Raw genomic sequence first — 25,769 nt, forward strand, 5'->3', positions numbered from 1 at the left:
AATTTAAAAGTAAAGAAAATGACGAAACAAATTTGGCTGAATTTGCCGGTAAAAGAGGTGGCAAAATCAAAAGCTTTTTTCTCAAAAATAGGTTTCTCTTTTAATGAAAAACACGACACGCCAAGTTCAACCTGTATGATTGTTGGCGAAGGGAAATTTGCAGTAATGCTTTTTGAAGAATCTTTGTTTGCCAGTTTTTCTCAAAATAAGTTGACAGATACAAAATCAAGTTCGGAAATATTGATTTCGATTGATGCTGAAAGCAAAGAAGAAGTTGATCAGTTCACAGAAAAAGTAAAAGAAGCCGGCGGAACCGTTTTTAGTAAACCTGCAGAAAGCCAAGGCTGGATGTATGGCAGCGCTTTTGCAGATTTAGATGGTCATCGCTGGAATATCTTGTATATGGATTTTAGTAAAATGCCTAAATAAATTAGATATGGAAACATTAGAATTTAAAATCAGAATTAAAGCTCCGGTAGAAACCGTTTGGGCTGTTTTATGGAATGAAGAAACCTATAAAAAATGGACAGGAGCTTTTTGCGAAGGCTCGTATGCAGTAAGTGATTGGAACGAAGGTGATAAAATTCATTTTATGTCTCCAAACGGAGAAGGAATGAATAGTATTATCGAAAAGAAAATTCCAAATGAATATATGGCTTTCAAACATATAGGAGAAATAAAAGACTTTAAAGAACTGCCTATTGATGAAGAGACGAAAAAATGGAGCGGCGCAATGGAAACATATCGTTTAACGCAAGATGACGAGTTTACAGATTTGACAGCTCAAGTTGACGTAGTAGAGAAATATATCGATTATTTTAAAGAAGCGTTTCCGAAAGGATTAGAAACAGTAAAAGAACTTTCTGAAAAATAGAGACAAGAAAATAGAAGAAAGAAATAGATTACAATAACAAACAAACAAACAAAAATAAAAATAAAAATATCATGGCAACATCAGTAAACCCTTATTTAATATTTAATGGAAATTGTGAAGAAGCATTTCTATTTTACAAATCAGTTTTTGGAGGTGAATTTCCGTATATAGGAAAATTTAAAGATATGCCGGCTGCCGAAGACGGAGGCTGTGCAGAATTTTCAGAAAAAGATGCTAACAGAATAATGCACGTTTCTTTGCCAATTGGAAACACCATTTTAATGGGAAGCGACAGTAACGAACAATCGGGAGATGTAACATTTGGCGGAAACTTTTCAGTTTCAATCAACGTAGAAAGCAAAGAAGAAGCAGACAGAATATTCAACGGACTTTCAGCAGGTGGAAACGTTTTTATGCCGATGGATAATACTTTCTGGGGCGCATATTTCGGAATGTTCACAGATAAATTCGGCGTAGGCTGGATGGTCAATTTCGATGTAAACGAACCAAATAAATAATTAGTTTATCCGCCACGAGTTCACAAATTTTTATTCAAATAAAATTCTAAAAATGATTCCTGAATTCGTGGCGGAAAAAACATTACAATTAACTTTTGTTAAATGTTAAATTACTTAAAACTTACATGTTGATTTGTGTTTTTTCTCTACAAAAAAACAAAGAATATACTTTTTTATCATAAATAGATTGCCGATTTTTGTCGCTTCGAAAATCAATAAGCATAAAATGGCAACAGAAGACAAAGAAATTATTTTACTTAAAGTTTCAGGGCATGACAAACCGGGTGTAACAGCCGGATTAACATCGGTATTAGCTGCTTACGATGCTATTATCCTTGATATAGGCCAGGCGGATATTCACGATACATTGTCTTTAGGGATTTTGTTCGAAATAGAAGCAGGCTCAAGTTCTGGTCCAGTGCTTAAGGATTTGCTTTTTAAAGCTTACGAATTAGAAGTTAAAGTAAAATTCATTCCTATTTCTATAGATTATTACGAAACCTGGGTTAAATCTCAATCCAGACAACGCTATATTATAAATGTTTTGGGCGAAAAACTAACTGCTGCACAGCTTGCTGCGGTAACCAAAATATTATCAGATCAAAATTTAAATATTGATTCCATTATAAGATTGACCGGAAGAACTTCTGTTGTCGAAAAAGAAGAATATCCGCGTTCCTGCATACAATTATCTGTAACCGGCGAAATAGTAAATAAGATTGAAATGACTGCCAATTTTATGGCAATTTCAAGAACTTTAAATGTCGATATTTCTTTTCAGGAAGACAATATTTACAGAAGAAACCGGCGTTTGGTTTGTTTCGATATGGATTCGACTTTAATTCAGGCCGAAGTTATAGACGAATTAGCAGAACTAAACGGAGTGGGCGCACAAGTAAAAGCCATCACAGAATCTGCGATGAATGGAGAAATCGATTTTAACGAAAGTTTTAAACAACGAATGGCTTTGTTAGAAGGTTTAAGCGAAGACGTTTTACAAAAAGTAGCCGAAAATCTACCTATAACAAAAGGAGCACATCGTTTAATGAAAGCCTTAAAATATTACGGTTACAAAACCGCAATTTTATCCGGAGGATTCACTTATTTTGGAGAATACCTGCAAAAAGAATTAGGTATAGATTACGTTCACGCCAATCAACTTGAAATAAAAGACGGAAAATTAACTGGTAAATATATAGGTGATATTGTAGATGGTTTAAAGAAAGCCGAATACCTTACAGCTATTGCAGCCAAAGAAGGAATTCACATCAACCAAACAATTGCAGTAGGTGACGGGGCTAATGATTTACCAATGATCAATTTAGCTGGTCTGGGAATCGCTTTTCACGCCAAACCAAAAGTAAAAGAAAGCGCCTCAAATTCAATTTCAAGTTTAGGTCTTGACGGTGTTTTATACCTTTTAGGATATCACGACCGTTATATCGATATGATGTAGTTTTTTGTTATTTCGAAGGAGAAAACACAAATAGTACTTAAAAACAAAACCTTAGTTCAAATCAGAATTAAGGTTTTTTTATGGGCATGTCCCTCCGGGTCGGGCTATCCGTTTCAATCTTTTTGTCCGCCGCGGCGGACAAAAAGGATTTCCACTTCTATCCCTCATGCAATTTAGTGGAATTAGCGTTTTTTAATTGCATTTTAGCAACAAATCAATTCGTGAAAATTCGTGAAATTAGTGTTTAAGCACACACATTTCCTTCAACTCCTCCAAATAATCTCTCTGATTCGAAAGTCTCGGGATTTTATGCTGACCGCCAAGTTTGTCTCTTTCTTTCAACCAATCGTAGAATAAGTTTTCACGCGCTACATTAATCACCAAAGGATTTAGTGTCATATTATTATAACGTTTCGCTTCGTAATCAGAATTTAAAGTTTGTAAAGTTTCATCCAAAACTTTTTGGAAAAGACCAACATCAGCTGGTTTTTTCTTGAATTCGATCATCCATTCGTGTGCGCCTTTTTCTTTGTCCTGCATAAAAATAGGGGCAACCGTATAATCTATAACTTCAGTTTGGGTAATCTGACAAGCTTTGGCAATCGCCTGATCTGTATTTTCGACCATTAATTCTTCGCCAAAAACATTGATGTGATGTTTTGTTCTTCCTGTAACTCTAATTCTGTACGGATTTAATGAAGTAAAACGAACTGTATCGCCAATTAAATAACGCCATAAGCCTGAATTGGTCGTAATAACGAGCGCGTAATTTTTATTCAGTTCTACATCGGCCAAACAAATAACTTTTTGGTTTGAAGTCCCAAAAGTATCCATCGGAATAAATTCGTAGAAAATGCCGTAATCCAGCATCAGCAATAAATCGCTGGAATTATTTAAATCCTGAATTGCAAAAAAGCCTTCAGAAGCATTGTATATTTCGTAATATTTAAAATCTTTGCTAGGCAAGATTTTTTTGTATTGTTCTTTGTATGGAGAAAAACTCACGCCGCCATGAAAATAAACCTCAAGATTTGGCCAGATTTCCAATAGACTTTCCTTACCGGTATTCTCTAAAACTTTATTCATTAAAACCAACATCCAGGACGGAACTCCGGCAAAACTGGTTACATTTTCGACTTTAGTTTCATTTATAATAGCAGCGATTTTAGATTCCCATTCGCTCATCAACGAAGTTTTATTACTTGGCGTACTACTAAATTCAGCCCAAATTGGCATGTTTTCAATCAATATAGCCGATAAATCTCCAAAATAAGTATTGTTGTTTTCGTAAATCTGAGAACTTCCGCCTAAGCGAAGACTTTTTCCCAAAAACAATTCAGAATCTTCATTATTATTCAAATACAAACAAAGCAAATCTTTACTTCCTTTATAATGACAATCTTCGAGAGCTTCGTTACTAACCGGAATAAATTTGCTTTTAGCATTGGTTGTTCCGCTCGATTTTGCAAACCATTTGATAGGAGTTTCCCAAAAAACGCCTTGTTCGCCCTGACGTGTGCGTTCAATCAAAGGTTGTAATTCTTCATAGCTCGCAATCGGAACTCTTTCCGCAAAAGTCTGATAAGAGTTGATTGAAGCAAAATCATACTGTTTTCCTACAACAGTATTTTCAGATGCCATTAATAAATTGTGCAACAGTTCTTCCTGAACTTCATTAGGGTATTTCAGAAAGAGTTCTATTTGGTGAATTCTTTGTTTGAGAACCCAGGAGGCGAACGAGTTGATAATTGATAAGGGCATGAGAAATTTTAGATTTTAGATTTTAGATTTTATACTTTTTGCAAAAAGTCAAAATATAAGATTTGAAATATCACCAGACAAACATTAACTTTGTCGTTGTATCAAAAATACTGTTTTTTTTGTAATAAAAACATTCTATTTTTTACTAAAAATGAATTTTAAAAATTAAAATTCTGCGCTAGAGAAGCAATCTAAAATCTAAAATCAACAATCTAAAATATAATGACATATCAAGGCGTACTTACAAAAATGCAAACAGAAATCGGAAATCCAATTCAGTATTATTTGGTTTTTGAAGATAGCTTTCTCAGTATGAATCAATTATTAGATAAAGAAATTGAAATTAATTTTGCAGGTTTTCAATGTTTGAATTGCTGTAAAAAGAAAAAAATATTCAGACAAGGTTTTTGTTATGATTGTTTTTACTCAAGCCCTGCTGTAGGAGATTGGATTATGAGACCGGAATTGAGTACGGCGCATTTAGGAATCGCAGACCGTGATTTAGAATACGAACAAAAAGTACAATTGCAGCCTCATGTTGTGTATTTGGCTGTGGCAAGCGAAATAAAAGTGGGCGTAACCCGCAAAACACAAGTACCAACCAGATGGATTGATCAGGGAGCCAGCCAGGCAATTGCCGTAGTTGAGGTTCCTAACAGATATTTGGCCGGAATTACCGAAGTCGCTTTAAAAAGTCATTATACAGATAAAACCAATTGGAGAAAAATGCTTCAAAATCCAACTGCGGTTTTTGATTTGATTGCCGAAAAAGTAAAAATTGAAGAATTGATTCCCGCTGAAGCACGAGAATATTTTTACGCTCAAAAGAATGATTTATTCGAATTAAATTATCCCGTTTTAAATTATCCTGCAAAAGTCGCAAGCTTAAATTTAGACAAAACACCTTCTTTTCAAGGAAAACTTATTGGGATAAAAGGGCAATATTTAATTTTTGAAGACGGTACTGTTTTTAACATCCGTGGTTCCGAAGGATACGTCGTGACAATCGACGTGTAGGTCGATGGTTTTTAGCTATTCGTCTGATTCATTTGTCTTTACATAAAATTTTTGTAATTTTAAATTATATTTTAATAAGATACCATGTGTGAAAAATGATACATTTGGTTACAATTTTGTAATAATTGCTTATTGAAAGAAATTACTTTTAGAAAAAAAAAGAAGCTAGATTTGAAGTAATTCAAGTTTACAGGTTCTTTTTAAAATTAAAGTAATTTTTATAATTTTTAAATTATTTAATAAATGGGTGTTTTAAACAAAATTAATGTTTTCAGAAGAGGCTTAATGCGTAATCTGACAAAGAACATTGGAAAACCAAAAAGCGAATCAGGAATAATTTTAGTGGATAAAACTGAAATTAAAAGAGTCTTAATTTGTAGACCAAATGCAAGATTAGGAAATCTTTTATTGATCTCACCACTCGTAAAAGAAGTTGCTGAAACATTTCCAAATTGTAAAATTGATTTATTTGTTAAAGGACCGCTTGCGCCCATTATTTTTGAAAATTATGATGTTGTTTACAAAACAATTCATTTACCCAAAAAACCTTTTAAAAACTTATTAGAATATATAAATGTTTGGATTTCGATAAGAAAACAGCCTTACGATATGGCAATAAATGTCGATCAAAATTCTTCATCAGGCCGTTTGGCTGTACGTTTTTCTAAAGCAAAATATAAATTCTATGGAGATTTAGAAAATGACCGTCAACAAACTAAATCTGATTATGAGCATATTGCAAAATACCCTGTTTATAATTTCAGACACTATTTAACAAAATTAGGATTAAAGGAAAGCAATAAAATAGTGGAGCCTATAGATCTTAAATTAACTCCTTTTGAGTTGTCAGAAGGTAAAAAGATATTAAGCACATTAAATAGCAATAATTCTAAAAAAACGATTTGCATATTTACATTTGCGACAGGAACAAAATGTTTGTCTGAAGATTGGTGGGAGAATTTTTATACTTCACTAAAAAATCAATATACAGATTACAATATTATTGAAATATTACCTATAGAAAATGTATCTCAAATAGCTTTTAAAGCACCAACTTTTTATAGTAAGGATATTAGGGAAATTGGTTCGCTAATAGCCAATACAGAAATTTTTATAGGAGCCGATAGCGGAATGATGCATTTGGCAAGTTCAGTTCAAACACCAACTGTAGGGTTATTTTCAGTTTCAAACCTTAAAAAATATGAGCCTTACGATAATTGCAGCATTGGAGTTGAGGTTGAAAATTGTTCGAAAAATGATTATTTTAAAATAGTAAACGGTATCCTGAATAACGGAAGATTAAAAACATATTCAAGAGCTGTTTAAATTCTAAAATTTACAACATAAAAAAGGCCAATCGTAATGATTGGCCTTCTTATTTTAAGTCCTTTTTTAAGTCCTTATTTTTTCTTTTTAAATAAACCATTTAGTAAGTCACTGGCTTTTTTAGTAGCTTCCTGAGTATTTTTTTCTTTCTCAGTTGCTGCGGCTTGCGTAGTGTCTTTTGCTTTTGTGTTTTTATTAATCAAATCAGAAAGTGCTGATGCTCCTTTTTGAGTTAATTTCTCTTTTTGCTGATTAGCAACCTGAGAAGCTAAACTGCTAACAGCGCTTTTCATATCTGTTGATACTTTTGGATTTGAGAAATTACCTGTAACCAATGCATTAATAGGAATGTTATCCAGTTTTGCAGCATCTGCTGGAGATAATTTAGCCAGGAATGCATTTGCTTCAGTTCCTAAATATTTAGCCGGAACATCTAATTTTAAGTTGTAACTCATCGTTTGGTCAAAACCGTGTGTTCCTCCAACTGTAACTTTAATATCCTGATATTTAATGTCAAATGGTTTTACGTTAACTTTTCCATCATCAAAAGTCAAAGCCATTTTTACATCATTTAGGTTTAATTTACTCATATCAAGAAACTTAATATTTGATGTCAATGAGTTTAAAACTGTTGAATTTTTTGCATTTACCGTAGTTGAAAGCAATTGACCTATTAAATCTCCCGAAAGCGATTTTAAATCCGGAGTCAATTCATTTGCATCAAGATTTCCGTTTAATTTGATAGTCGAATTCAATTTTCCATTGATGATTCCTGCCAAAGGAGCAATTTTTTTCATCATGTCTAATTGTGTAAAAGTCTGCGCAATATCAACCTGATTGAAACCTAAATTCATATCAAATGTTGGTACTTTTGCTTTTGTCGAAACAGCTCCGGTTAAACCAATTGTTCCGCCAAAAATTGAGGTTTTAAAGTTCTCTAAAAGCGCTTTTTCATCTTTGATAATCAACTTTCCTGAAACATCTTTTAATTTTAAATTGTCATACAAAACAGTATTTGCTTTTGCATTCAAAGTACAGTTTAAAAACGCAGGAATCTTCATTGCTTCAGCAGGTTTTGCCGATGTAGCTTTTGTTTCGGTTTCTGCTCCGCCTGTAGTGGCAGGTTTAGCAGGTTCTCCGGAAGTCATAAAATCATCAACAGCTAATTGATTTGAGCTCATGTTGAAATTTCCTTTTAGCTCTTGTTTTTTAAACATAAAACCATAGAAATTTTCTAAAACTCCATTAATGCTAATATCACTTTTTCCTGTAGTAGCATCAAATTTTTTCAGATTGATTGTACTCGTATTGAATTCAACCAAAGCCGTACTGATATTCATAGATTTATTGTTTTCATCAGTATATTTAAATCCTGACAAACTCATAGTTCCGGCATTTTTGATGTTTTGATATTGACTTTTTTCTACAGAAGCCATATCAAATTCTGTTGTAACATCAGCTTTTAAAATACCAGCCAAAGGTTTATCCAATTTTACAGGATATGCTTTTGAAAGATTGGCTAAATTAACAGTTCCTTTTAATGCCGCTTTTACCAACGGATTAATAGTTATGTTTCTCACATTCGCTTTAGCGCTAAAAATATCCTGATCAATTCTAAACGAAAGTTTATCCAGATTAACGTAAGTATCATTCAAAATACCCGTTTCGTTGATAATTTTAGTATCAATTACAATATTCTGAACTGATTTTGGCAGATTCGGATATTGAAAAGAAGAATTGTTTGAAGCAATAGCAATATTGAATTTTGGTACAGTTGTATCTGTTAATTCTCCTTTTGCAAAACCAACAACAGTAAAGTCACCGGTTGTTTTAACGCCTTCTAAACTTGAAGAATAAGCGGAAGGAATTAAGCCCAGGAAGTTAGTAAACGACGAAGTTGGCGTTTTAAATTTCAAGTCATAAATCTGACCTTTTTCTACCATTTGGATAAATCCGTCAAATTCTAAAGGCAATTGATTGATTAAAGCTTTGTTTTCTTTAAATGTATATTTGCTTTTTTCCAGATCGATCCCTAAAACAGCATCTAAAGTCAGTTTTACATTTTTCATGTAATTCATCTTATCCATATCCAAAGAAACATTGGCTGTAGATTTTGTTGTTAAATCAAGCTTAGAATTGGTAAAGTCTCCCGTTCCTTCGTGATTTAAACTGTCAATTACCATTTTTATTTTAGAACCCTGATCAATATATCTAAAAGTAAAATTCTCGATTTTGTAGTTCTGGATCTTTAAAGAAAGCGGTTTGCTTGCTTCGTCTGTTTTTGTTTCGTCTTTTTTATCTTTTAAAGCGATATCGAAGTTTCCAACACCATCTTTATTAAAAATGATATTGATTAAACCATTTGTAGAACTGATTCCCTCAATGCTCATAGGTTCATCTTTTCCTTTAAAAAGTTCTTTAATACTCATCTTTAAGTTCAATTCTCCTAACGAAACTAAAGTATCGCCTTCAAAAGGAGCTTTGTTGATGATGACCAATTTCTCGATTCCAACAGTAGCATTTGGGAAGTTTTTAAACAAACTTAAATCAGCGTCAGCAAAACTCACTTTTGCATCTACACTTTCATTAATTGCATCTGTAATTTTTGCTTTGATCTGATCTTTAAAAAGATAAGGAATGGCAAATAGTGCGGCAATGATGACCACAAAAACAATCGCGGTGATTTTTAAAATTTTCTTTAACATAATTAATTATAGATTTGAGGTTTTAGGGTTCTTAATTTATACATATTATTCTTGCAAAAATAAACTTTTAATGTAAAATATATTTCAAATTTATCATAAAAAACAATAGCCTGCCGTAATCGAATTTCGATTATGGGCAAGCTATCAAAAAAAAATAAATTATTCTTAAATATTTTTAAAACTTTATGATATGTATTCTGATTTATCTGATCCTGTAATTTTTTGCTAAAATAATCGGTACAGCCCGCAAAAGCTGTTAAGTAGAAATTAACTTTGAGTTAATTAAAACAGAATTTAGTGTTATGTATGCTAAGAAATTGTTTTGATAAAAAGAAAAAATCCGTTTGAAGTTATTCAAACGGATTTTTGTATCCAGATCGTTGATTTATTTTTGAATAAAAGAAACAATTTTATTCACCATTTCTTCTGAAATTGGCAAGGTTTCGTTGCTGTAGCTTGCAAAATTTTCCTGTTGGTCACCTTCGATAATTTTCATGATATGATTCATTTTGTCAATTATCAAAAGTTCTGAATTTTTGCTGGCCTGCGATAAATTTTCGGCATCTTTTACTGTTACTTGTAAATCCTTATTTCCCTGCAGAATTAAAATAGGAACATTTAATTTTTTAATTTCTACCGAAGGATCATATTTAAACCACGAAATTATATAAGGCTGAATGCTTGGTCTGAAAAGTGAATTTAGCATTGGATCAACCTTTTTTACTTTATTTCCGTTTTTCAGACTATCAATAATTGGAAAGGTCATTTCTTCAATTTGCTTATTTGATTTAGATGCAATTTGCGTTTTGATAAGTTTGTCTGCAGATTCTCCAGAGCCTGCAATAGAAATGAATTTATCAGCTTTTGTACCCGCAATCATTCCAATTAACGAGCCTTCACTATGCCCAATGACAGTTAATTTTGAGAAACGTTTGTCTTGTTTTAATAAATTAATCCAGCTTTTTGCATCTTCGATATAATGTTCAAATACCAAACTTGATTCAGGACCGGCAGCTGCTTTGCTTTCGCCAATTCCGCGTTTATCAAATCGTAATGATGCAATTCCGTTTTTTGCCAGCGCTTCTGCCAGCATTTTTAAGGAATTGTTTTTCATCATCGGATTATTTCCGTTTCTGTCCGTTGGTCCCGAACCTGAAATAATTAAGGCAACAGGGTATTTTTTAGTTAAATCCGGCGTGGTTAAAGTTCCGTAAATCTCATCTTTATTGATTTTTAAAACAAGATTGCTTTCCGTAAATTTTGTTTCACTTTTGCTTTGGGCATTTATGAAATTTACAAAAACAACAAATAAAACGGCGACTATTTTTTTCATTGTTGAATTATTTAATATTTAATCCAAAAGGCATCATTGCCTGAACCCCTTTTTGTTTTTGAAGTCTTTTTACCTGTTCGATCAGCATATAGTTTTCGGCACCAATTTCTTCTTTTATAAAAGCTTCTTTAGATTTTGCAAAAGGCAAACCAGATAATACATCGTTGAATGTTTTTTCGTATTCAGGATAGTTTTGTGTACTGTATGATTTTGTTTTGGAAATTCTTGCAGCTTCGGCGATAGCGTCATCCAAACCACCGATTTTATCTACTAAACCAATTTTTATTGCCTGAGATCCAGACCATACTCTTCCTTGTGCAATAGAATCTACCTGTGCAAAAGTCATTTTTCGGCCTTGCGCCACATGAGTTACAAAAGTGTTGTAAATTTTTTCTACTCCTTCTAATGTAAAAGCTTTAAATTTTTCATCAACAGGAACAAATGGGCTGTAATTTGCTGAGTTTTCGTGTGTTTTTACTTGCTCAGTATTAATTCCGAGTTTATTGGCTAGCGGACTAAAGTTTGGCAGAATTCCGAAAACTCCAATAGAACCGGTAATCGTATTTTTTTCTGCAAAAATTTTATTGGCATTACAAGCAATGTAATAACCACCGGAAGCCGCATAATTACCCATAGAAACAACAACGGGTTTTACTTTTTTGGTAATTTCAATTTCTCTCCAAATCAAATCAGAAGTCAAAGCGCTTCCGCCCGGACTGTCAATTCGAAGCACGATTGCTTTTACATCTTCATCTTTGCGCGCTTCCTGCAAAGAACGACGCATTGCGCCTTCGCCAATTACGGTTACATCGCCTTCACCACTTTCGATTTCTCCCTGAGCATAAATAATGGCAATTTGATCACTTGATGTATTGGTTAAAGCAGTTGTGATATTATTTTGTGTATAATCTAAAATCGAAATTTTGTTATAATCGTCATCTCCGGTTACTTTCAATTGTTTTTTAATGGCATTATGATAAACATCTTCATAAGCTACAATATCTACTAGATTTTCTCTTTTTGCCATTTCAGGTGTTCTGGCCAATAAACCGTTTGCAATTTCATTTAATTTGGCAACGGGAATATTTCTACTTTTCGAAATATCTTCAGATACATTTGTCCAGATAGAATTTAAAAGCGCAGTTATTTGTTCTCTGTTGGCGTCGCTCATTTTGTTCTCTAAAAACGGCTCAACGGCACTTTTGTATTTCCCGTGACGAATTACTTCCATATGAATGCCCGATTTGTCCTGAAAATCCTTAAAAAACATCACTTCAGATGAAAGCCCTTTAAAATCAAGATCTCCTGCAGGATTCAAATAAATAGTATTGGCAACAGAATTTAAATAATACTCTTTTTGAGAAAATGAATTGGCGTAAGCCCAAACAAATTTTCCTGATTTTTTAAAGCTTTCCAATGCATTTCGTAAATCTTTATATTGCGCCAATCCTAACGAAGATTCATCATTTAAAATAGAAATTCCTTTAATGTTGTCGTCTGTTTTTGCAGCCTCAATAGCATTGATTACATCGCTTAAACCAACTTCCTTTTTATCAGAGAAAACCGTTACCCAGGGATCTTTATATTTTCCGGCATAATCATTATTGATTTTTTTCAAATCTAATTCTATAACAGAATCAGCTTTGACTGAAACGGTATCTTCTCCTCCAAAAATAGCACCAATAAGAATTACCCCAAAAAAGAATAACATGATAAAAACAAAAATACCAATAACATTGGCAATTACATTTCCTAGAAATTTCATAAAATATATTTTTTAATATGTAGCAAAAAAGAGTAAGAAGTTACAAATTTTAATGCACAAATTCATAATTAAATTCAGAACTCGTTTCACAAATATATTGTTAATTCTAAAATAGATTTAGTTAATTTGCATTAATTATGAAATCACAGCATCAGGTCGTTTTATCTATAGGCAGTAATCAGGGAAACCGGTTGGCAAACATCGAAAGTTGTATTGCGTTAATACATCAGGAAGTGGGAACCGTAATCGAGGTTTCAAAACTATATGAAACACCCGCCTGGGGATTTGAAAGTGATGCTTTTTACAATTGTGCCTTGCTTTTACACAGTAACTTATCGGCACAAAAAATATTAAATCAGGTTTTAAAAGTCGAAAAACAATTAGGCAGAATCCGTTTAAATCAAGAAGGATATCAGTCAAGAATTATTGATATTGATTTGATTGTTTTTGATAATGAAATTATCGAATCTGAAAAACTTACCATTCCGCATCCTTTAATGCAAAACCGAAATTTTGTATTACTGCCCATGCGCGATTTAAAATTAGACTGGAAACATCCCGTTTTACATAAAACTATAAATGAATTAATTGCCAGTACTCCGGATGACAGCTCTTGTACTGTGGTTCAGGATTTGAAAAGTCCTTTACGGGAAATACCCTTAGAGAACTATAATTATATTGCTTTTGAAGGAAATATCGGAGCGGGAAAAACAACTTTGGTACACAAAATTGCAGAAGATTTTAATGCTAAAACCGTTTTAGAGCGTTTTGCAGATAATCCGTTTTTGCCTAAATTTTATAAAGATCAAAACAGGTACGCTTTTCCGCTCGAAATGTCTTTTTTAGCCGACAGATATCAGCAATTATCAGACGATTTGGCTCAATTTGATTTATTCAAAGATTTTATCGTAGCCGATTATCATATTTTTAAATCATTGATTTTTGCTAAAATTACTTTGCAGGAAGATGAATATCGTTTGTACCGAAATTTATTCGACATTATTTATAAGGAAATGCCAAAGCCGGATTTGTATATTTATTTGTACCAAAACACTGGACGTTTATTGGAAAACATCAAAAAACGCGGACGTGCTTACGAACAAAATATAGAAGGAGATTATCTGGATAAAATCAATAACGGATATCTGGAATACATCAAATCTCAAACTGATTTGAATGTTTTAATTATCGATGTCTCTAATCGTGATTTTGTAAAAAACCACGAAGATTACCTTTTTATTTTAAACGAAATTCAGAAGAAATTGAATTAATGTGGTAATGTGCCAATTTGGGAATTAGATAATTAGATAATGAAGGTCTTATGCATAAATTATCTAATTGACACATTTTCTCATTATCTAATTAAAAATTTAATTTTTGAAACAAATCCCAAACAACAATTCCGGCACTTACAGAAATATTTAAGGAATGTTTGGTGCCTAATTGCGGAATTTCAATACAGCCATCACAAATAGCAACTGCTTCCTGAGAAACCCCATAAACTTCATTACCAAAAACTAGAGCATATTTTTGATTTTTTTCGACTTTAAAATCCTGAAGAAAAATGGCGCTTTCAACTTGTTCGATAGCAAGAGTAAGAACATTTTCTTTTTTTAGATTTTCAATTACTTCCAAAACATTTTCATGATGTTCCCAGGCAACGGTTTCGGTAGCACCAAGAGCGGTTTTATGAATTTCTTTATTTGGAGGAGTTGCTGTAATACCGCACAAAATTATTTTTTCGATCAAAAAAGCATCGGCGGTTCTAAATACAGAACCAATATTGTGTAAGCTGCGAATATCATCCAAAACCAAAATTAAAGGGGTTTTGTCTGATTTTTTAAAATCTTCGATAGATTTACGGTCTAGCTCACTATTTTCAAGTTTTCTCATTGTATTGAATTCTGGTCATAAAAAAAGCTTCCAAAGATAAGGAAGCTTTTTCGATTTATTTTATTTGTTTTTCAGATTAGCTTTTTACTGGATCTGGTAAAACAGTACCTTTAATAGTAAGCACTTTTGTTGGTTGTCCTTCTGCATTTGAAGTAACAGTTACAGTTTTTGTAAAAGCACCAACTCTGTCAGTAGCATATTTTACACCAATAATACCTTTAGCGCCCGGAGCAATTGGCTCTTTTGGTGTAGTTGGTACAGTACAACCACAAGATCCTTGTGTATTTGTAATGATTAATGGTTTAGTTCCGTTGTTTACGAAAACAAACTCACGTTTTCCATCAGCATTGTGAGCGATAGTTCCGTAATCAATAGTTTCAGTTTCAAAAGCCATTCCGGCTCCTTCAATTTTAGCAACTTTTGCAGCTTTAGCTTTCTTAGTACTTTGAGCGTTAGAAGCAGTAATTCCAACTACAGCCAACATAGCGAATAAAATTATTTTTTTCATCTTTTAAGAGTCTTTTTAATTATGACAAATCTATATAAAATTCTTATATCTGAACTTAAAATATTCTTAAAATATTTTAATTTTTATAGCACTTCGATATTCCTTCAAAATATTATAAATTCGCTGTCTTAATTTTCATTTAAAAAAACAATAATTTGGCAACGAAAGAGAAAGTGGTGAAAGAAACACCTTTGATGAAACAGTACAACGAAATCAAGAGAAAATATCCTGATGCATGTCTGCTTTTCAGAGTAGGAGATTTTTATGAAACCTTTGGAGAAGACGCCATCAGAGCTTCTAAAATTCTTGGAATTACATTGACCAAAAGAGGGGCGGGATCTGAAACTGAAACAGCTTTGGCCGGTTTTCCGCATCATTCTATAAATACCTACTTGCCAAAATTGGTAAAAGCCGGGCTTCGTGTCGCAATCTGCGATCAGCTTGAAGATCCTAAAATGACGAAAACTATTGTGAAGCGTGGCGTTACAGAACTTGTAACTCCGGGAGTTTCCTTAAATGATGAAGTTTTACAGTCTAAATCAAATAACTTTTTAGCGTCTGTTTATTTTGCTAATAAAAGTATCGGAATTTCTTTTCTGGATGTTTCGACCGGAGAGTTTTTAACTGCTCAGGGAAATGCCGAATATATAGATAAATTATTGCAGAATTTTAACCCAAGTGAGGTTTTGGTTCCAAAGAATAATAAAGGTAATTTTAAAGATGCTTTTGGAGAAGATTTCCATAGTTTTTATCTGGAAGACTGGATCTATAAAGAAGATTATGCTTTAGAAACCCTTACAAAACATTTTCAAACCGTTTCTTTAAAGGGTTTTGGAATTGAAGAATTAACAGAAGGAATTATTGCTTCAGGAGCAATTTTATATTATTTGTCTGAAACACAGCATAATCGTGTGCAGCACATTACGGCAATTCAGCGTATCGCAGAAGATGCTTATGTCTGGATGGATCGTTTTACCATTAGAAATTTAGAATTATATCACAGTTATAATCCAAATGCAGTAACGCTTTTAGATGTAATTGACAGAACGCTTTCGCCAATGGGAGGACGCTTGTTAAAACGTTGGCTGGCTCTTCCGTTAAAAGACAGTAATAAAATAAAAGGGCGTCATGATGTGGTTTCGTATCTGAAATCAAACAATGAAGTTTTACATAATATTCAATACCAAATCAAGCAAATTTCAGATTTAGAACGTTTGATTTCTAAAATTGCTGCGGGAAAAGTTTCTCCGCGTGAAATTGTTTATTTAAAAGAATCTCTCGATGCTATTATTCCAATAAAAACATTGGCACTTCAAAGTCCACAGGAAGCAGTAAAAGTTATTGGAGACAGTTTACATGCCTGTGATTTATTAAGAGAAAAAATAAAAATAACCTTAAATCAGGATGCGCCGGTTGCGATTGCAAAGGGAAATGCAATTGCAAAAGGAATTAGCGAAGAACTGGATGATTTACGCGCCATTTCAACTTCTGGAAAAGAATATCTGGAAGGAATTGAAAAAAGAGAATCAGAAAGAACCGGAATCTCCTCTTTGAAAATATCATTCAATAATGTTTTTGGTTATTATATAGAAGTTAGAAATACGCATAAAGATAAAGTTCCGGAAGAATGGATTCGTAAACAAACTTTGGTAAATGCCGAGCGTTATATTACCGAAGAATTAAAAGAATATGAAACCAAGATTTTAGGTGCTGAAGAAAAAATCTATAAGATAGAATCTGATCTTTTCGAACAATTAGTGGTCTGGATCGCAACGTATATCAAACCGGTTCAAATGAATGCCAATTTAGTGGCACAATTAGACTGTTTATGTTCGTTTACACAGTTAGCCGTCGAAAACCAATATGTGTGTCCGGAAATTGATGAAACTTTCGAGCTTGAAATTAAAAACGGAAGACATCCTGTTATCGAAAAACAATTGCCTGTTGGAACTCCATATATTGCTAATGATGTTTATTTAGATAGAGAAACCCAGCAGATTATTATGATTACGGGTCCGAATATGTCTGGTAAATCGGCTATTTTGAGACAAACGGCATTAATTGTATTGTTGGCTCAAATGGGAAGTTTTGTTCCTGCGGATAGTGTAAGAATGGGAATTGTAGATAAAATATTTACCAGAGTAGGAGCGTCGGATAATATTTCGATGGGAGAATCTACTTTTATGGTCGAGATGAATGAAACAGCTTCGATTTTGAATAATATCTCAGACCGTAGTTTGGTTTTATTAGATGAAATTGGAAGAGGTACCAGTACTTATGACGGAATTTCGATTGCCTGGGCTATTGCCGAATTTCTGCACGAACATCCATCAAAAGCAAAAACTTTATTTGCAACGCATTATCATGAATTAAATGAAATGACAGAATCGTTGCCAAGAATCCAGAATTATAATGTTGCGGTAAAAGAGTTAAAAGATACAGTTCTGTTTATTCGTAAATTAGTAAAAGGAGGAAGTGCACATAGTTTTGGAATTCATGTTGCAAAGATGGCCGGAATGCCTCAACTTGTAATTTTGAAAGCTCAGAAGCTATTAAAAAAGTTAGAAAAAAATCATTCCAGCGATGCTTTAAACGGAATCAAATCTGCGAATGATGAAATGCAAATGAGTTTCTTTAATTTGGATGATCCTTTGCTGGAAGAGATAAAACAAGAGATCATGAGTCTTGATATAAATGCAATCACACCTGTTGAAGCATTAATGAAGCTTAATGAAATTAAAAGAATGCTGGTTGGAAAATAATTCAGATTTAAAGTTTAGGTTATCAGAAAGTTATAAAATAAGTGTAATTTTTTTTCAAAAAACGCTTGTGTAATTGAATAAATGTCCTAAATTTGCACTCGCAATACGAAACAAGTTGAGTATTGTAGTTCTTATAAAAATTTGAAACGCGAAAATAGCTCAGTTGGTAGAGCGCGACCTTGCCAAGGTCGAGGTCGCGGGTTCGAGCCCCGTTTTTCGCTCAAAACCATATAATGCTCGGATGGTGAAATTGGTAGACACGCTGGACTTAAAATCCAGTGAACAGCAATGTTCGTGCGGGTTCAAGTCCCGCTCTGAGTACTAAAGCCTCTTCTTTTTGAAGAGGCTTTTTTTATTGTGTAAAGTCAAAGTTTAAAATGATAAATTTACGCAGTAAGCTTATCAGGATTCTGGAGTTATTAGTCTAAGATCCAAATCATCAATCTAAATCAGTAAAATCTAAAATTTCTAAATGGGTGCATTCGTAATTAGTAGAAGATTTAACGATGAATATAAATTTGTATTTACTTCCCGAAAAGGGAAAGTAATATTTACAAGTTTAAGTTATGAGTTGAAATTTGAATGTGAAGAAGATATTGAAAAATTTAAACTAAATGTAGATCAGGCTAGATTTTTAAAATTTAAAGGTTCTGGAGGAAAGTATTTTTTTAAATTAATGTTGGGTGAGGTTCATTTTGCAACAAGCCGAAAATACACTACAGAATTGCTTTTGCAGAAAGGAATAAAAGAAATCGTTACTTATTCTTCAAAATCGGAAATTTTAGATTTCTCGTCGAATGAGTCGATTTTTGAAGATGAGGAAGTTGTCGAGGAAGAGGAAGTGGAATAATGAGTAAAATTTCAATATTTTAAAAATTCCAAATTCTAATTGCTAGTATTTGGTTTGCAAATAAGTGTAATAATATAAAAATCCCAAATTTCATAAACAGAGTGTTTTGAAATTTGGGATTTTTTGATATTGGTATTTTGTGCTAAATTTTTAGCATAAAAAAAAACCATCACATTGGATGGTTTTAAAATCTTTAGAACTTAGGTTCTAATTATTTTTTTACTTCTTCAGCAGCTTTAGTAGCTTCAGTAGCAGCAGAGTCAACTTTTGCAGCAGCAGAATCAACAGTTGCAGCAGCAGAATCAACTACAGCAGCAGCAGAATCAACAGCAACAGCAGTAGAGTCAACAGACTCAGTTGCAGCAGCATCAGCTTTTTTACAAGAAACAACAGTTAAAACAGCAACAACAGCTAAACTTAAAAATACTTTTTTCATCTTACTTTATTATAAAAGGTTAATTATTAATTCGTGGCAAAGATATAAATTTTTTAATATGTAAAATATTTTTTTATTTTTTTTTTTTAAATATTTTCATTGCTCACGATTATCTTATTTATCAAAGATAGTGCCAAATTAGCGAAAATTTATTATATTATTGTATTTTTTGTATAAATTATTTTTCATTAAATATTCAATAATAGAATTGGCTATTTTGATTCACTTCATTGCAGTTTATTTTGCTTTTGACTAATTATTCTGCAAGCTGTAAAAGCTAAAAAGAACGCTTTTAAGCCTTCTTTTTCATGACAATGATACAAAACCAGCTTTAACTGTGTTAAAATGCTTAAGAAACGATTTTCATAATGCTGTTTGTTGCTCCTGTATTATCCTGAATATAAGACTTGCAAATTTGCCCTTTTTCTTTTAGAAAATTTTCATCATTAATCAATTGATCAAAACTGTTTTTTAATTCATCGCTATTCGATATTACAGTGCATCCTTTAAGTTTAACCAGTTCTACGGCTTCGGCAAAATTGGAGAAATTGGGTCCAATTATAATCGGAATTCCAAACGTTGCCGGTTCCAGAATATTGTGAATGCCCGGATTTCCGAAACCTCCGCCCACATAAGCGATTGTTCCGTAGCTATAGATTTTAGTTAATAAGCCAATTGTGTCAATTATAAAAACGGAATAATTTGATAAATCAAGATTGTTCTTCTCTGAAAATAAAACACTTGATTTTGTTATCTGCGATTTAAGATTTGAAATTTGTTCTGTCTTAATATTGTGCGGGGCAATAATAAATTTCACATCATCCGGAGCCTGATTTATATATTCAGCTATCAGAGCTTCGTCCTTTGGCCACGAACTTCCAATAACAATTGTGGTTTGGTTGTTTTTGAATTTTTCGATATAATCAAGCGAATTGTCTCTTTCTAAAATAGCATTTACACGATCAAAACGAGTATCGCCCGAAACAATTACATTGTTAAATCCAATGGCTTCAATTTTTTGTTTCGAACTTTCATTCTGAACAAAAAAATAAGTAAAGGCTTTTAATGCTTTTCTGTAAAAACCGCCATACCATTTAAAAAACATTTGGCTGTCTCTAAAAATTCCCGAAATCAAATAGGTTGGGGTTTTGCTTGTTTCTAATTCTTTTAAATAGTTTAGCCAAAATTCATATTTGATAAAAAAAGCTTTTTCAGGATGTACTAGTTTTAAAAAACGTTTTGCATTTTTTTTGGTATCCAATGGTAGGTATATAGTAACATCTGCAACTGTGTTATTTTTACGCACTTCGTATCCGGAAGGGGAAAAAAAAGTAACAACAATTTTATGTAAAGGATATTTTTCTTTTATTTTTTCGATTACAGGTAAGCCTTGTTCGTACTCGCCAAGTGAGGCCGAATGAAACCAGATAGTTTTGTCTGTGGCTTTTATTTTTTCTTCTAAAATGGAAAAAACGTTTTTCCTACCGTCAATAAAAAGTTTGATTTTAGGACTAAAAAGCGCCACAATTTTAAGAAAAAAACCGGCAATGGAAATAACTAAATTGTAAAGAAAAAGCATAGATATAATTTTGGCGCTAAATTACGCTTCTTTCGATTATTTTCATTGTTCAAAGGTATTAAATAACTATTTTTGTGCTTCGTTTAGAGATTTGGTTTCAAAATCAAATCTTAAGTTTTAAATAAATAAAAAGATAAATGAAAAAAATTCAAATGGTTGACTTAAAGAGTCAATATGAAAAAATAAAAGCCACTGTTGATGCTTCAATTCAAGAAGTTTTAGATACAAATACTTATATAAACGGACCATTGGTTCATCAATTTCAAAAAAATCTTGAAGACTATCTAGGGGCAAAACACGTAATACCATGTGCAAATGGTACAGATGCTTTGCAAATTGCCATGATGGGATTGGATTTAAAACCTGGTGATGAGGTAATTACTGCCGATTTTACTTTTGCAGCTACTGTTGAGGTTATCGCTTTATTGCAGTTAACTCCGGTTTTGGTTGATGTTGATATCACAAATATGAATATTGATATCGATGCCATTAAAAAAGCAATTACTCCAAAAACAAAAGCAATTGTTCCGGTACATTTATTTGGCCGCGCTGCAAATATGGATGCTATTATGGAAATCGCTGCCGAACATAATTTATATGTAATAGAAGATAATGCACAAGCTATTGGAGCTGATTATGTTTCTAAATCTGGTGAAAAAACTAAGGTTGGTGTAATTGGTCATGTTGCTGCAACATCATTTTTTCCATCAAAAAACTTAGGCTGTTATGGAGACGGTGGAGCAATTTTTACAAATGATGATAAACTGGCGCATATTATTAGAGGAATCGTAAATCACGGAATGTATGAGCGTTATCATCATGATGTTGTAGGGGTTAATTCTCGTTTAGATAGTATTCAGGCAGGGGTTTTAAATGCAAAATTACCTTTGTTAGATGAATATAATAAGGCGCGCCGTCGTGCAGCGACAAAATATAATGCAGCTTTTGCGGGTCATAAAAATATTGTCACGCCTGAGTTTGACGCAAACGAAAATGATCACGTTTTTCATCAATATGTATTGAGAATTATCGATGCCGACCGTAATGCCTTAATGCAACATTTATTAGACAAAGGAATTCCGTGTGCAATTTATTATCCAATTCCTTTGCATTCTCAAAAAGCTTATGTTGATGTTCGTTATAAAGAAGAGCAATTTCCGGTTACCAATCAATTAGTAAAAGAAGTGATTGCTTTGCCAATGCATACAGAATTAGATGATGAGCAGATTAAATTTATTACTGATAGCGTAATTGAATTTTTGAAATAAGAAAGAATATAGAGTAAAGAGAATAGAAAAAGAACATAAGAGACAATAGAAAAAGAGAATAGAAAAACTTATATAATCTATCTTCTTTATTCTATTTTCTGTAATCTAAAAAAAAATGAAAATATTAGTAACCGGAGGATTAGGATTTATAGGTTCGCATACCGTAGTCGAATTGCAAAATGAAGGCTTTGAAGTTGTTATAATTGATGATCTTTCTAATGCTTCAGAAGATGTTATACAAGGAATTGTAAATATTACGGGGAAAAAACCTCTGTTTGAAAAAATAGATTTAAGAGAAAAAGCCGCAGTAAAGGATTTCTTTAAAAAATATAATGACGTTGCGGGCGTAATTCATTTTGCAGCTTCAAAAGCAGTTGGTGAAAGCGTTGAAAATCCGTTATTATACTACGAGAACAATATTAGTAGTTTAGTTTATTTGTTGCAGGAATTAAAAGAAAAACCTGAGGCAAGTTTTATTTTTAGTTCGTCTTGTACGGTTTACGGTCAAGCCGAAAAAATGCCAATTACAGAAGATGCGCCTGTTCAGGCAGCAATGTCTCCTTATGGGAATACCAAACAAATAGGAGAAGAAATCATCAATGATACTGCAAAAGTTACTAATATAAGTGCTATTTTGTTGCGTTATTTTAACCCGGTTGGAGCGCATCCAAGTGCAGAAATTGGAGAATTACCTTTAGGGGTTCCTCAAAATCTGGTTCCATTTATTACACAAACCGGAATGGGATTGCGTCAGGAATTATCTGTTTTTGGTAATGATTACCCAACGCCAGACGGTACGGCTGTTCGTGATTACATTCACGTTGTAGATTTAGCAAAGGCACACGTAATTGCATTACAGCGTTTATTGAATAAAAAGAATGTACAAAAAGTAGAAACTTTTAATTTAGGAACAGGAACAGGAAGTTCTGTTCTTGAAGTCATTCATAGTTTTGAAAAAGTAAGCGATAAAAAACTGCCATACATAATTAAGCCGCGCCGTGAGGGTGATATTACTGAAGCCTATGCAAATACAGATAAAGCAAACAATGTTTTAGGATGGAAAGCTCAACTAACATTAGATGAGGCAATGTCAAGTGCTTGGGAATGGGAACAAAAAGTAAGGAATAAATAATTTCTTAAATTAAAATTATAAAATCCCAAATTATACAATTATAATTTGGGATTTTTTTATTCAAAGGCATCTTAAATATTATGAGACAAAGTTTAAATTACAAATTACTATTTGCCTTAACTGCCGTAGGGATTATTTGGGGAACTACTTTTTTAGGAATTCGCGTTGCTGTAGAAACAATTCCGCCATGGTTTGTAACATCAATTCGTCAGGGATTAGCCGGTTTGATCGTTATGATCATTTTGCTGTTTAAAAAAGAATTGACATGGATTGGCTGGAAAAATTTAAAACATCAGTTGGTCCCGTCGGTATTAATGATTGTTATTGCGAATGGTTTTACCACAATTGCAGAACAAACTCTCCCTAGCGGACTGGCATCTGTAATGAGTGCTTTGTCGCCAGTGCTTATTTTTATTGGAGGTATTTTGTTTGGATTGCAAAAAGCAAGCTTAAGAGGATTTATAGGGGTTATAATCGGATTTTCAGGCGTTGTTTTTATTTTCAAAGACGGACTCGGATCGTTCTTGGATGATAATTATAAACACGGACTTATGTTTATAAGTTTGGCAATTTTGGCATGGGCAGCAGGCACAATTTATATTAAAATGCAAGCTCATAAACCGAATAATATTGCGTTAAATTTATTTTATCAGTTTTCGATGGCTTCGTGTATTCAGCTTGTTTTGGCTTTTATTTTTTCACCAAATCCTGATTTAAGCTCATGGAGTTCAAGAAGTGTTTTTGCTGCTTTGTATTTGTCTGTATTTGGGTCAGTTATTGCTTTTTTCTGTTATAATTATGCTCTAAAACATGTAACGGCTGTACAGGTTTCTATTTTATCTTACGTGAATACAATTATTGCAGTTTTTTTAGGCTGGTTAATTTTAAATGAAAGAATTACAGTAGATTTTATTATAGCAACGATACTTATTATTTTGGGAGTTTTTATTATTAATTATAAAAAGAAAGAGAAGAGTGTTTAAAGCATAAAATCTAAATCGTTGAAGTGTATTCTTCTAAATAAGTAAAAGCAAAATCCTCATAACATTTCGTTATGAGGATTTTTTATAGGTATAGTTTTTAACTTAAAACTATTAAATTAAGCATTCGCCGTAACCGCTTCTTTATCAATTTTATTGATCAAACCTGCTAATACTTTTCCTGGGCCAACTTCTGTAAACAAAGTAGCGCCGTCAGCGATCATTTGCTGTACAGATTGTGTCCATTTTACAGGAGCAGTCAATTGTATAATTAAATTCTTTTTGATTTCGTTTGCATCAGAAACTGCATTTGCCGTTACGTTTTGGTAAACCGGACAAATAGGAGTTGAGAAAGTCGTTGCTTCAATTGCAGCAGCTAATTCTTCTCTTGCAGGTTCCATCATTGGTGAGTGAAATGCTCCTCCAACAGGTAAAATTAAGGCACGTTTTGCTCCGGCAGCTTTCATGGCTTCACAAGCTTTTTCAACAGCAGAAGTTTCTCCTGAAATTACCAATTGTCCCGGGCAGTTGTAGTTTGCAGCAACCACAATTCCGTCGATAGAAGCGCAAACTTCTTCAACAATATTATCAGCAAGACCTAAAACTGCAGCCATTGTAGATGGTGTGATTTCGCAAGCTTTTTGCATTGCTAAAGCACGTTGAGAAACTAATTTCAAACCGTCTTCAAAAGATAAAGTTCCGTTGGCAACCAATGCTGAAAATTCTCCTAAAGAATGTCCTGCAACCATTTCAGGCTTAAAATCTTCGCCTAAAGTTTTGGCTAAAATAACCGAGTGTAAAAATACGGCCGGCTGTGTAACTTTAGTTTCTTTTAGTTCTTCGGCAGTACCTTCAAACATAATATCTGTAATTCTAAAACCTAAAATTTCATTAGCTTTTTCGAATAATTCTTTGGCTAAAGCCGATGATTCATATAAGTCTTTGCCCATTCCTGTAAACTGTGCGCCCTGACCTGGAAATACGTATGCTTTCATTTGTCTAATTTAATTTTTATTTTTTTTTAGAATTGAAAATTAGTTTCAATTGAAAGGCAAAAGTAGTATTTTTTTAGCTCGTATAATCCTTAAACATATAAATCCACGCTAATCTTGAAAATCGAAGATTGAAAGAAGTGAGTAAAGTAATTACAACAGCAATGATGGGAATGATTCTTAAATCAAACGTTTGATCGAAGAAAAACTGTGCAATACAATAAGTAGCAATGCCTTGCGCAACAGTTAATCCGTAATTTACATACATTGCGCCAAAAAAATAACCAGGCTCTTTTTGAAATTTATAATTACAATGACTGCAATATTCGTTCATTTTTGGAAGACCAAAAGTCAAAAAAATACTTTTATCTTTAAATACTTTTCCTTTATGACAAACAGGACATTCGTTACTTAAAATATGAGTTAATGCATGTGACATGATCTTGATGTTTTTTATTTATACAAAGGTAATTCAGAGTAGGATAAAAGTCTTTTTTATATCTTCGCTACTTATAGCACAATAAAGACATTTTGTTCTGGAAATTTTAAATTCCAAATTCCAAAATCTATAATCCAAAATCTGGAATCTAAAATCTGGAATCTAAAATCTACAA

The 25,769-nt window shown here is 32.8% G+C and carries 22 protein-coding genes and 2 tRNA genes; 14 read left to right on the top strand and 10 right to left on the bottom strand.

The window, feature by feature from the left end:
* Nucleotides 1-18 precede the first annotated feature (18 nt).
* The 4 genes from BUE22_RS17150 (at nt 19) to serB (ending at nt 2,848) form a co-directional block, all read left to right on the top strand.
* A complete protein-coding gene (locus BUE22_RS17150; RefSeq protein ID WP_073396904.1) occupies nt 19-429 on the top strand; it encodes a VOC family protein in 411 nt (136 codons plus the stop codon).
* A 7-nt stretch (nt 430-436) separates the two neighbouring features.
* Complete coding sequence (locus BUE22_RS17155; RefSeq protein WP_073396908.1) at nt 437-874, top strand: SRPBCC domain-containing protein; 438 nt, start codon at nt 437-439, stop codon at nt 872-874.
* A gap of 71 nt (nt 875-945) precedes the next feature.
* Nucleotides 946-1,392, top strand: a complete 447-nt coding sequence (locus BUE22_RS17160) for a VOC family protein (RefSeq protein ID WP_073396911.1) — start codon at nt 946-948, stop codon at nt 1,390-1,392.
* A gap of 226 nt (nt 1,393-1,618) precedes the next feature.
* Complete coding sequence (gene serB, locus BUE22_RS17165) at nt 1,619-2,848, top strand: phosphoserine phosphatase SerB (protein WP_073396914.1); 1,230 nt, start codon at nt 1,619-1,621, stop codon at nt 2,846-2,848.
* A 237-nt stretch (nt 2,849-3,085) separates the two neighbouring features.
* On the opposite strand, the gene BUE22_RS17170 is transcribed toward serB, so the two are convergent.
* Entirely contained in the window at nt 3,086-4,609 is a 1,524-nt protein-coding gene (locus BUE22_RS17170) for a GH3 auxin-responsive promoter family protein (RefSeq protein ID WP_073396917.1), read from the bottom strand.
* 222 nt (nt 4,610-4,831) lie between these two features.
* Between BUE22_RS17170 and BUE22_RS17175 the strand changes: the two genes are divergently transcribed.
* Complete coding sequence (locus BUE22_RS17175) at nt 4,832-5,626, top strand: DUF2797 domain-containing protein (protein ID WP_073396920.1); 795 nt, start codon at nt 4,832-4,834, stop codon at nt 5,624-5,626.
* 243 nt (nt 5,627-5,869) lie between these two features.
* Complete coding sequence (locus BUE22_RS17180; protein ID WP_073396923.1) at nt 5,870-6,952, top strand: glycosyltransferase family 9 protein; 1,083 nt, start codon at nt 5,870-5,872, stop codon at nt 6,950-6,952.
* 74 nt (nt 6,953-7,026) lie between these two features.
* On the opposite strand, the gene BUE22_RS17185 is transcribed toward BUE22_RS17180, so the two are convergent.
* The 3 genes from BUE22_RS17185 to sppA form a co-directional block, all read right to left on the bottom strand.
* Entirely contained in the window at nt 7,027-9,657 is a 2,631-nt protein-coding gene (locus tag BUE22_RS17185) for an AsmA-like C-terminal region-containing protein (protein WP_073396926.1), read from the bottom strand.
* Nucleotides 9,658-10,042: 385 nt separating this feature from the next.
* On the bottom strand, nt 10,043-10,990 hold the full coding sequence (locus BUE22_RS17190; protein ID WP_073396929.1) for an alpha/beta hydrolase family protein: 948 nt from the start codon (nt 10,988-10,990) through the stop codon (nt 10,043-10,045).
* A gap of 7 nt (nt 10,991-10,997) precedes the next feature.
* The gene (sppA, locus tag BUE22_RS17195; RefSeq protein WP_073396932.1) at nt 10,998-12,755 is read right to left on the bottom strand and encodes a signal peptide peptidase SppA; all 1,758 of its coding nucleotides are present in this window, start codon (nt 12,753-12,755) and stop codon (nt 10,998-11,000) included.
* A 137-nt stretch (nt 12,756-12,892) separates the two neighbouring features.
* On the opposite strand from sppA, the gene folK reads away from it, so the two are divergent.
* A complete protein-coding gene (folK, locus tag BUE22_RS17200; protein WP_073396935.1) occupies nt 12,893-14,026 on the top strand; it encodes a 2-amino-4-hydroxy-6-hydroxymethyldihydropteridine diphosphokinase in 1,134 nt (377 codons plus the stop codon).
* A 91-nt stretch (nt 14,027-14,117) separates the two neighbouring features.
* Here folK and BUE22_RS17205 read toward each other — a convergent pair whose 3' ends face one another.
* Together BUE22_RS17205 and BUE22_RS17210 are read right to left on the bottom strand one after the other, a co-directional pair.
* Nucleotides 14,118-14,648, bottom strand: a complete 531-nt coding sequence (locus BUE22_RS17205; RefSeq protein WP_073396938.1) for an RNA methyltransferase — start codon at nt 14,646-14,648, stop codon at nt 14,118-14,120.
* 76 nt (nt 14,649-14,724) lie between these two features.
* Nucleotides 14,725-15,156: a DUF1573 domain-containing protein gene (locus tag BUE22_RS17210; protein WP_042565706.1), complete on the bottom strand. Its 432-nt coding sequence runs from the start codon at nt 15,154-15,156 to the stop codon at nt 14,725-14,727.
* 155 nt (nt 15,157-15,311) lie between these two features.
* Here BUE22_RS17210 and mutS point away from each other — a divergent pair, with 155 nt between their 5' ends.
* The 4 genes from mutS to BUE22_RS17230 all read left to right on the top strand — a co-directional run bounded on the left by mutS (nt 15,312) and on the right by BUE22_RS17230 (nt 18,768).
* A complete protein-coding gene (gene mutS, locus BUE22_RS17215) occupies nt 15,312-17,918 on the top strand; it encodes a DNA mismatch repair protein MutS (RefSeq protein WP_073396941.1) in 2,607 nt (868 codons plus the stop codon).
* Between the two features lie 148 nt (nt 17,919-18,066).
* A tRNA-Gly gene (locus tag BUE22_RS17220) sits at nt 18,067-18,139 on the top strand.
* Between the two features lie 14 nt (nt 18,140-18,153).
* Nucleotides 18,154-18,239, top strand: a tRNA-Leu gene (locus BUE22_RS17225).
* A gap of 151 nt (nt 18,240-18,390) precedes the next feature.
* Nucleotides 18,391-18,768 (top strand): DUF1508 domain-containing protein, encoded by a 378-nt coding sequence (locus BUE22_RS17230; protein WP_073396943.1) that lies wholly within the window; start codon nt 18,391-18,393, stop codon nt 18,766-18,768.
* 211 nt (nt 18,769-18,979) lie between these two features.
* Here the strand turns inward: BUE22_RS17230 and BUE22_RS17235 are convergent, their stop codons facing one another.
* Both BUE22_RS17235 and BUE22_RS17240 read right to left on the bottom strand, forming a co-directional pair.
* A complete protein-coding gene (locus BUE22_RS17235) occupies nt 18,980-19,204 on the bottom strand; it encodes a PG1828 family lipoprotein (RefSeq protein ID WP_042565709.1) in 225 nt (74 codons plus the stop codon).
* A 349-nt stretch (nt 19,205-19,553) separates the two neighbouring features.
* Nucleotides 19,554-20,783: a 3-deoxy-D-manno-octulosonic acid transferase gene (locus BUE22_RS17240; protein ID WP_073396946.1), complete on the bottom strand. Its 1,230-nt coding sequence runs from the start codon at nt 20,781-20,783 to the stop codon at nt 19,554-19,556.
* A gap of 137 nt (nt 20,784-20,920) precedes the next feature.
* Here BUE22_RS17240 and BUE22_RS17245 point away from each other — a divergent pair, with 137 nt between their 5' ends.
* The 3 genes from BUE22_RS17245 (at nt 20,921) to BUE22_RS17255 (ending at nt 24,166) form a co-directional block, all read left to right on the top strand.
* Nucleotides 20,921-22,051: a DegT/DnrJ/EryC1/StrS family aminotransferase gene (locus BUE22_RS17245; protein WP_073396949.1), complete on the top strand. Its 1,131-nt coding sequence runs from the start codon at nt 20,921-20,923 to the stop codon at nt 22,049-22,051.
* Nucleotides 22,052-22,166: 115 nt separating this feature from the next.
* Nucleotides 22,167-23,183 carry a UDP-glucose 4-epimerase GalE gene (gene galE, locus BUE22_RS17250; RefSeq protein WP_073396952.1) on the top strand — a complete coding sequence of 339 codons (1,017 nt, stop codon included), beginning with the start codon at nt 22,167-22,169 and terminating at the stop codon, nt 23,181-23,183.
* 80 nt (nt 23,184-23,263) lie between these two features.
* Nucleotides 23,264-24,166, top strand: a complete 903-nt coding sequence (locus tag BUE22_RS17255; protein WP_073396955.1) for a DMT family transporter — start codon at nt 23,264-23,266, stop codon at nt 24,164-24,166.
* 116 nt (nt 24,167-24,282) lie between these two features.
* On the opposite strand, the gene fabD is transcribed toward BUE22_RS17255, so the two are convergent.
* A complete protein-coding gene (fabD, locus tag BUE22_RS17260; protein ID WP_035651657.1) occupies nt 24,283-25,158 on the bottom strand; it encodes an ACP S-malonyltransferase in 876 nt (291 codons plus the stop codon).
* Nucleotides 25,159-25,231: 73 nt separating this feature from the next.
* A complete protein-coding gene (locus BUE22_RS17265; protein ID WP_042565714.1) occupies nt 25,232-25,594 on the bottom strand; it encodes a DUF983 domain-containing protein in 363 nt (120 codons plus the stop codon).
* Nucleotides 25,595-25,769: the final 175 nt, after the last annotated feature.

Source organism: Flavobacterium pectinovorum, from assembly GCF_900142715.1.
Taxonomy (GTDB): Bacteria; Bacteroidota; Bacteroidia; order Flavobacteriales; family Flavobacteriaceae; genus Flavobacterium; species Flavobacterium pectinovorum.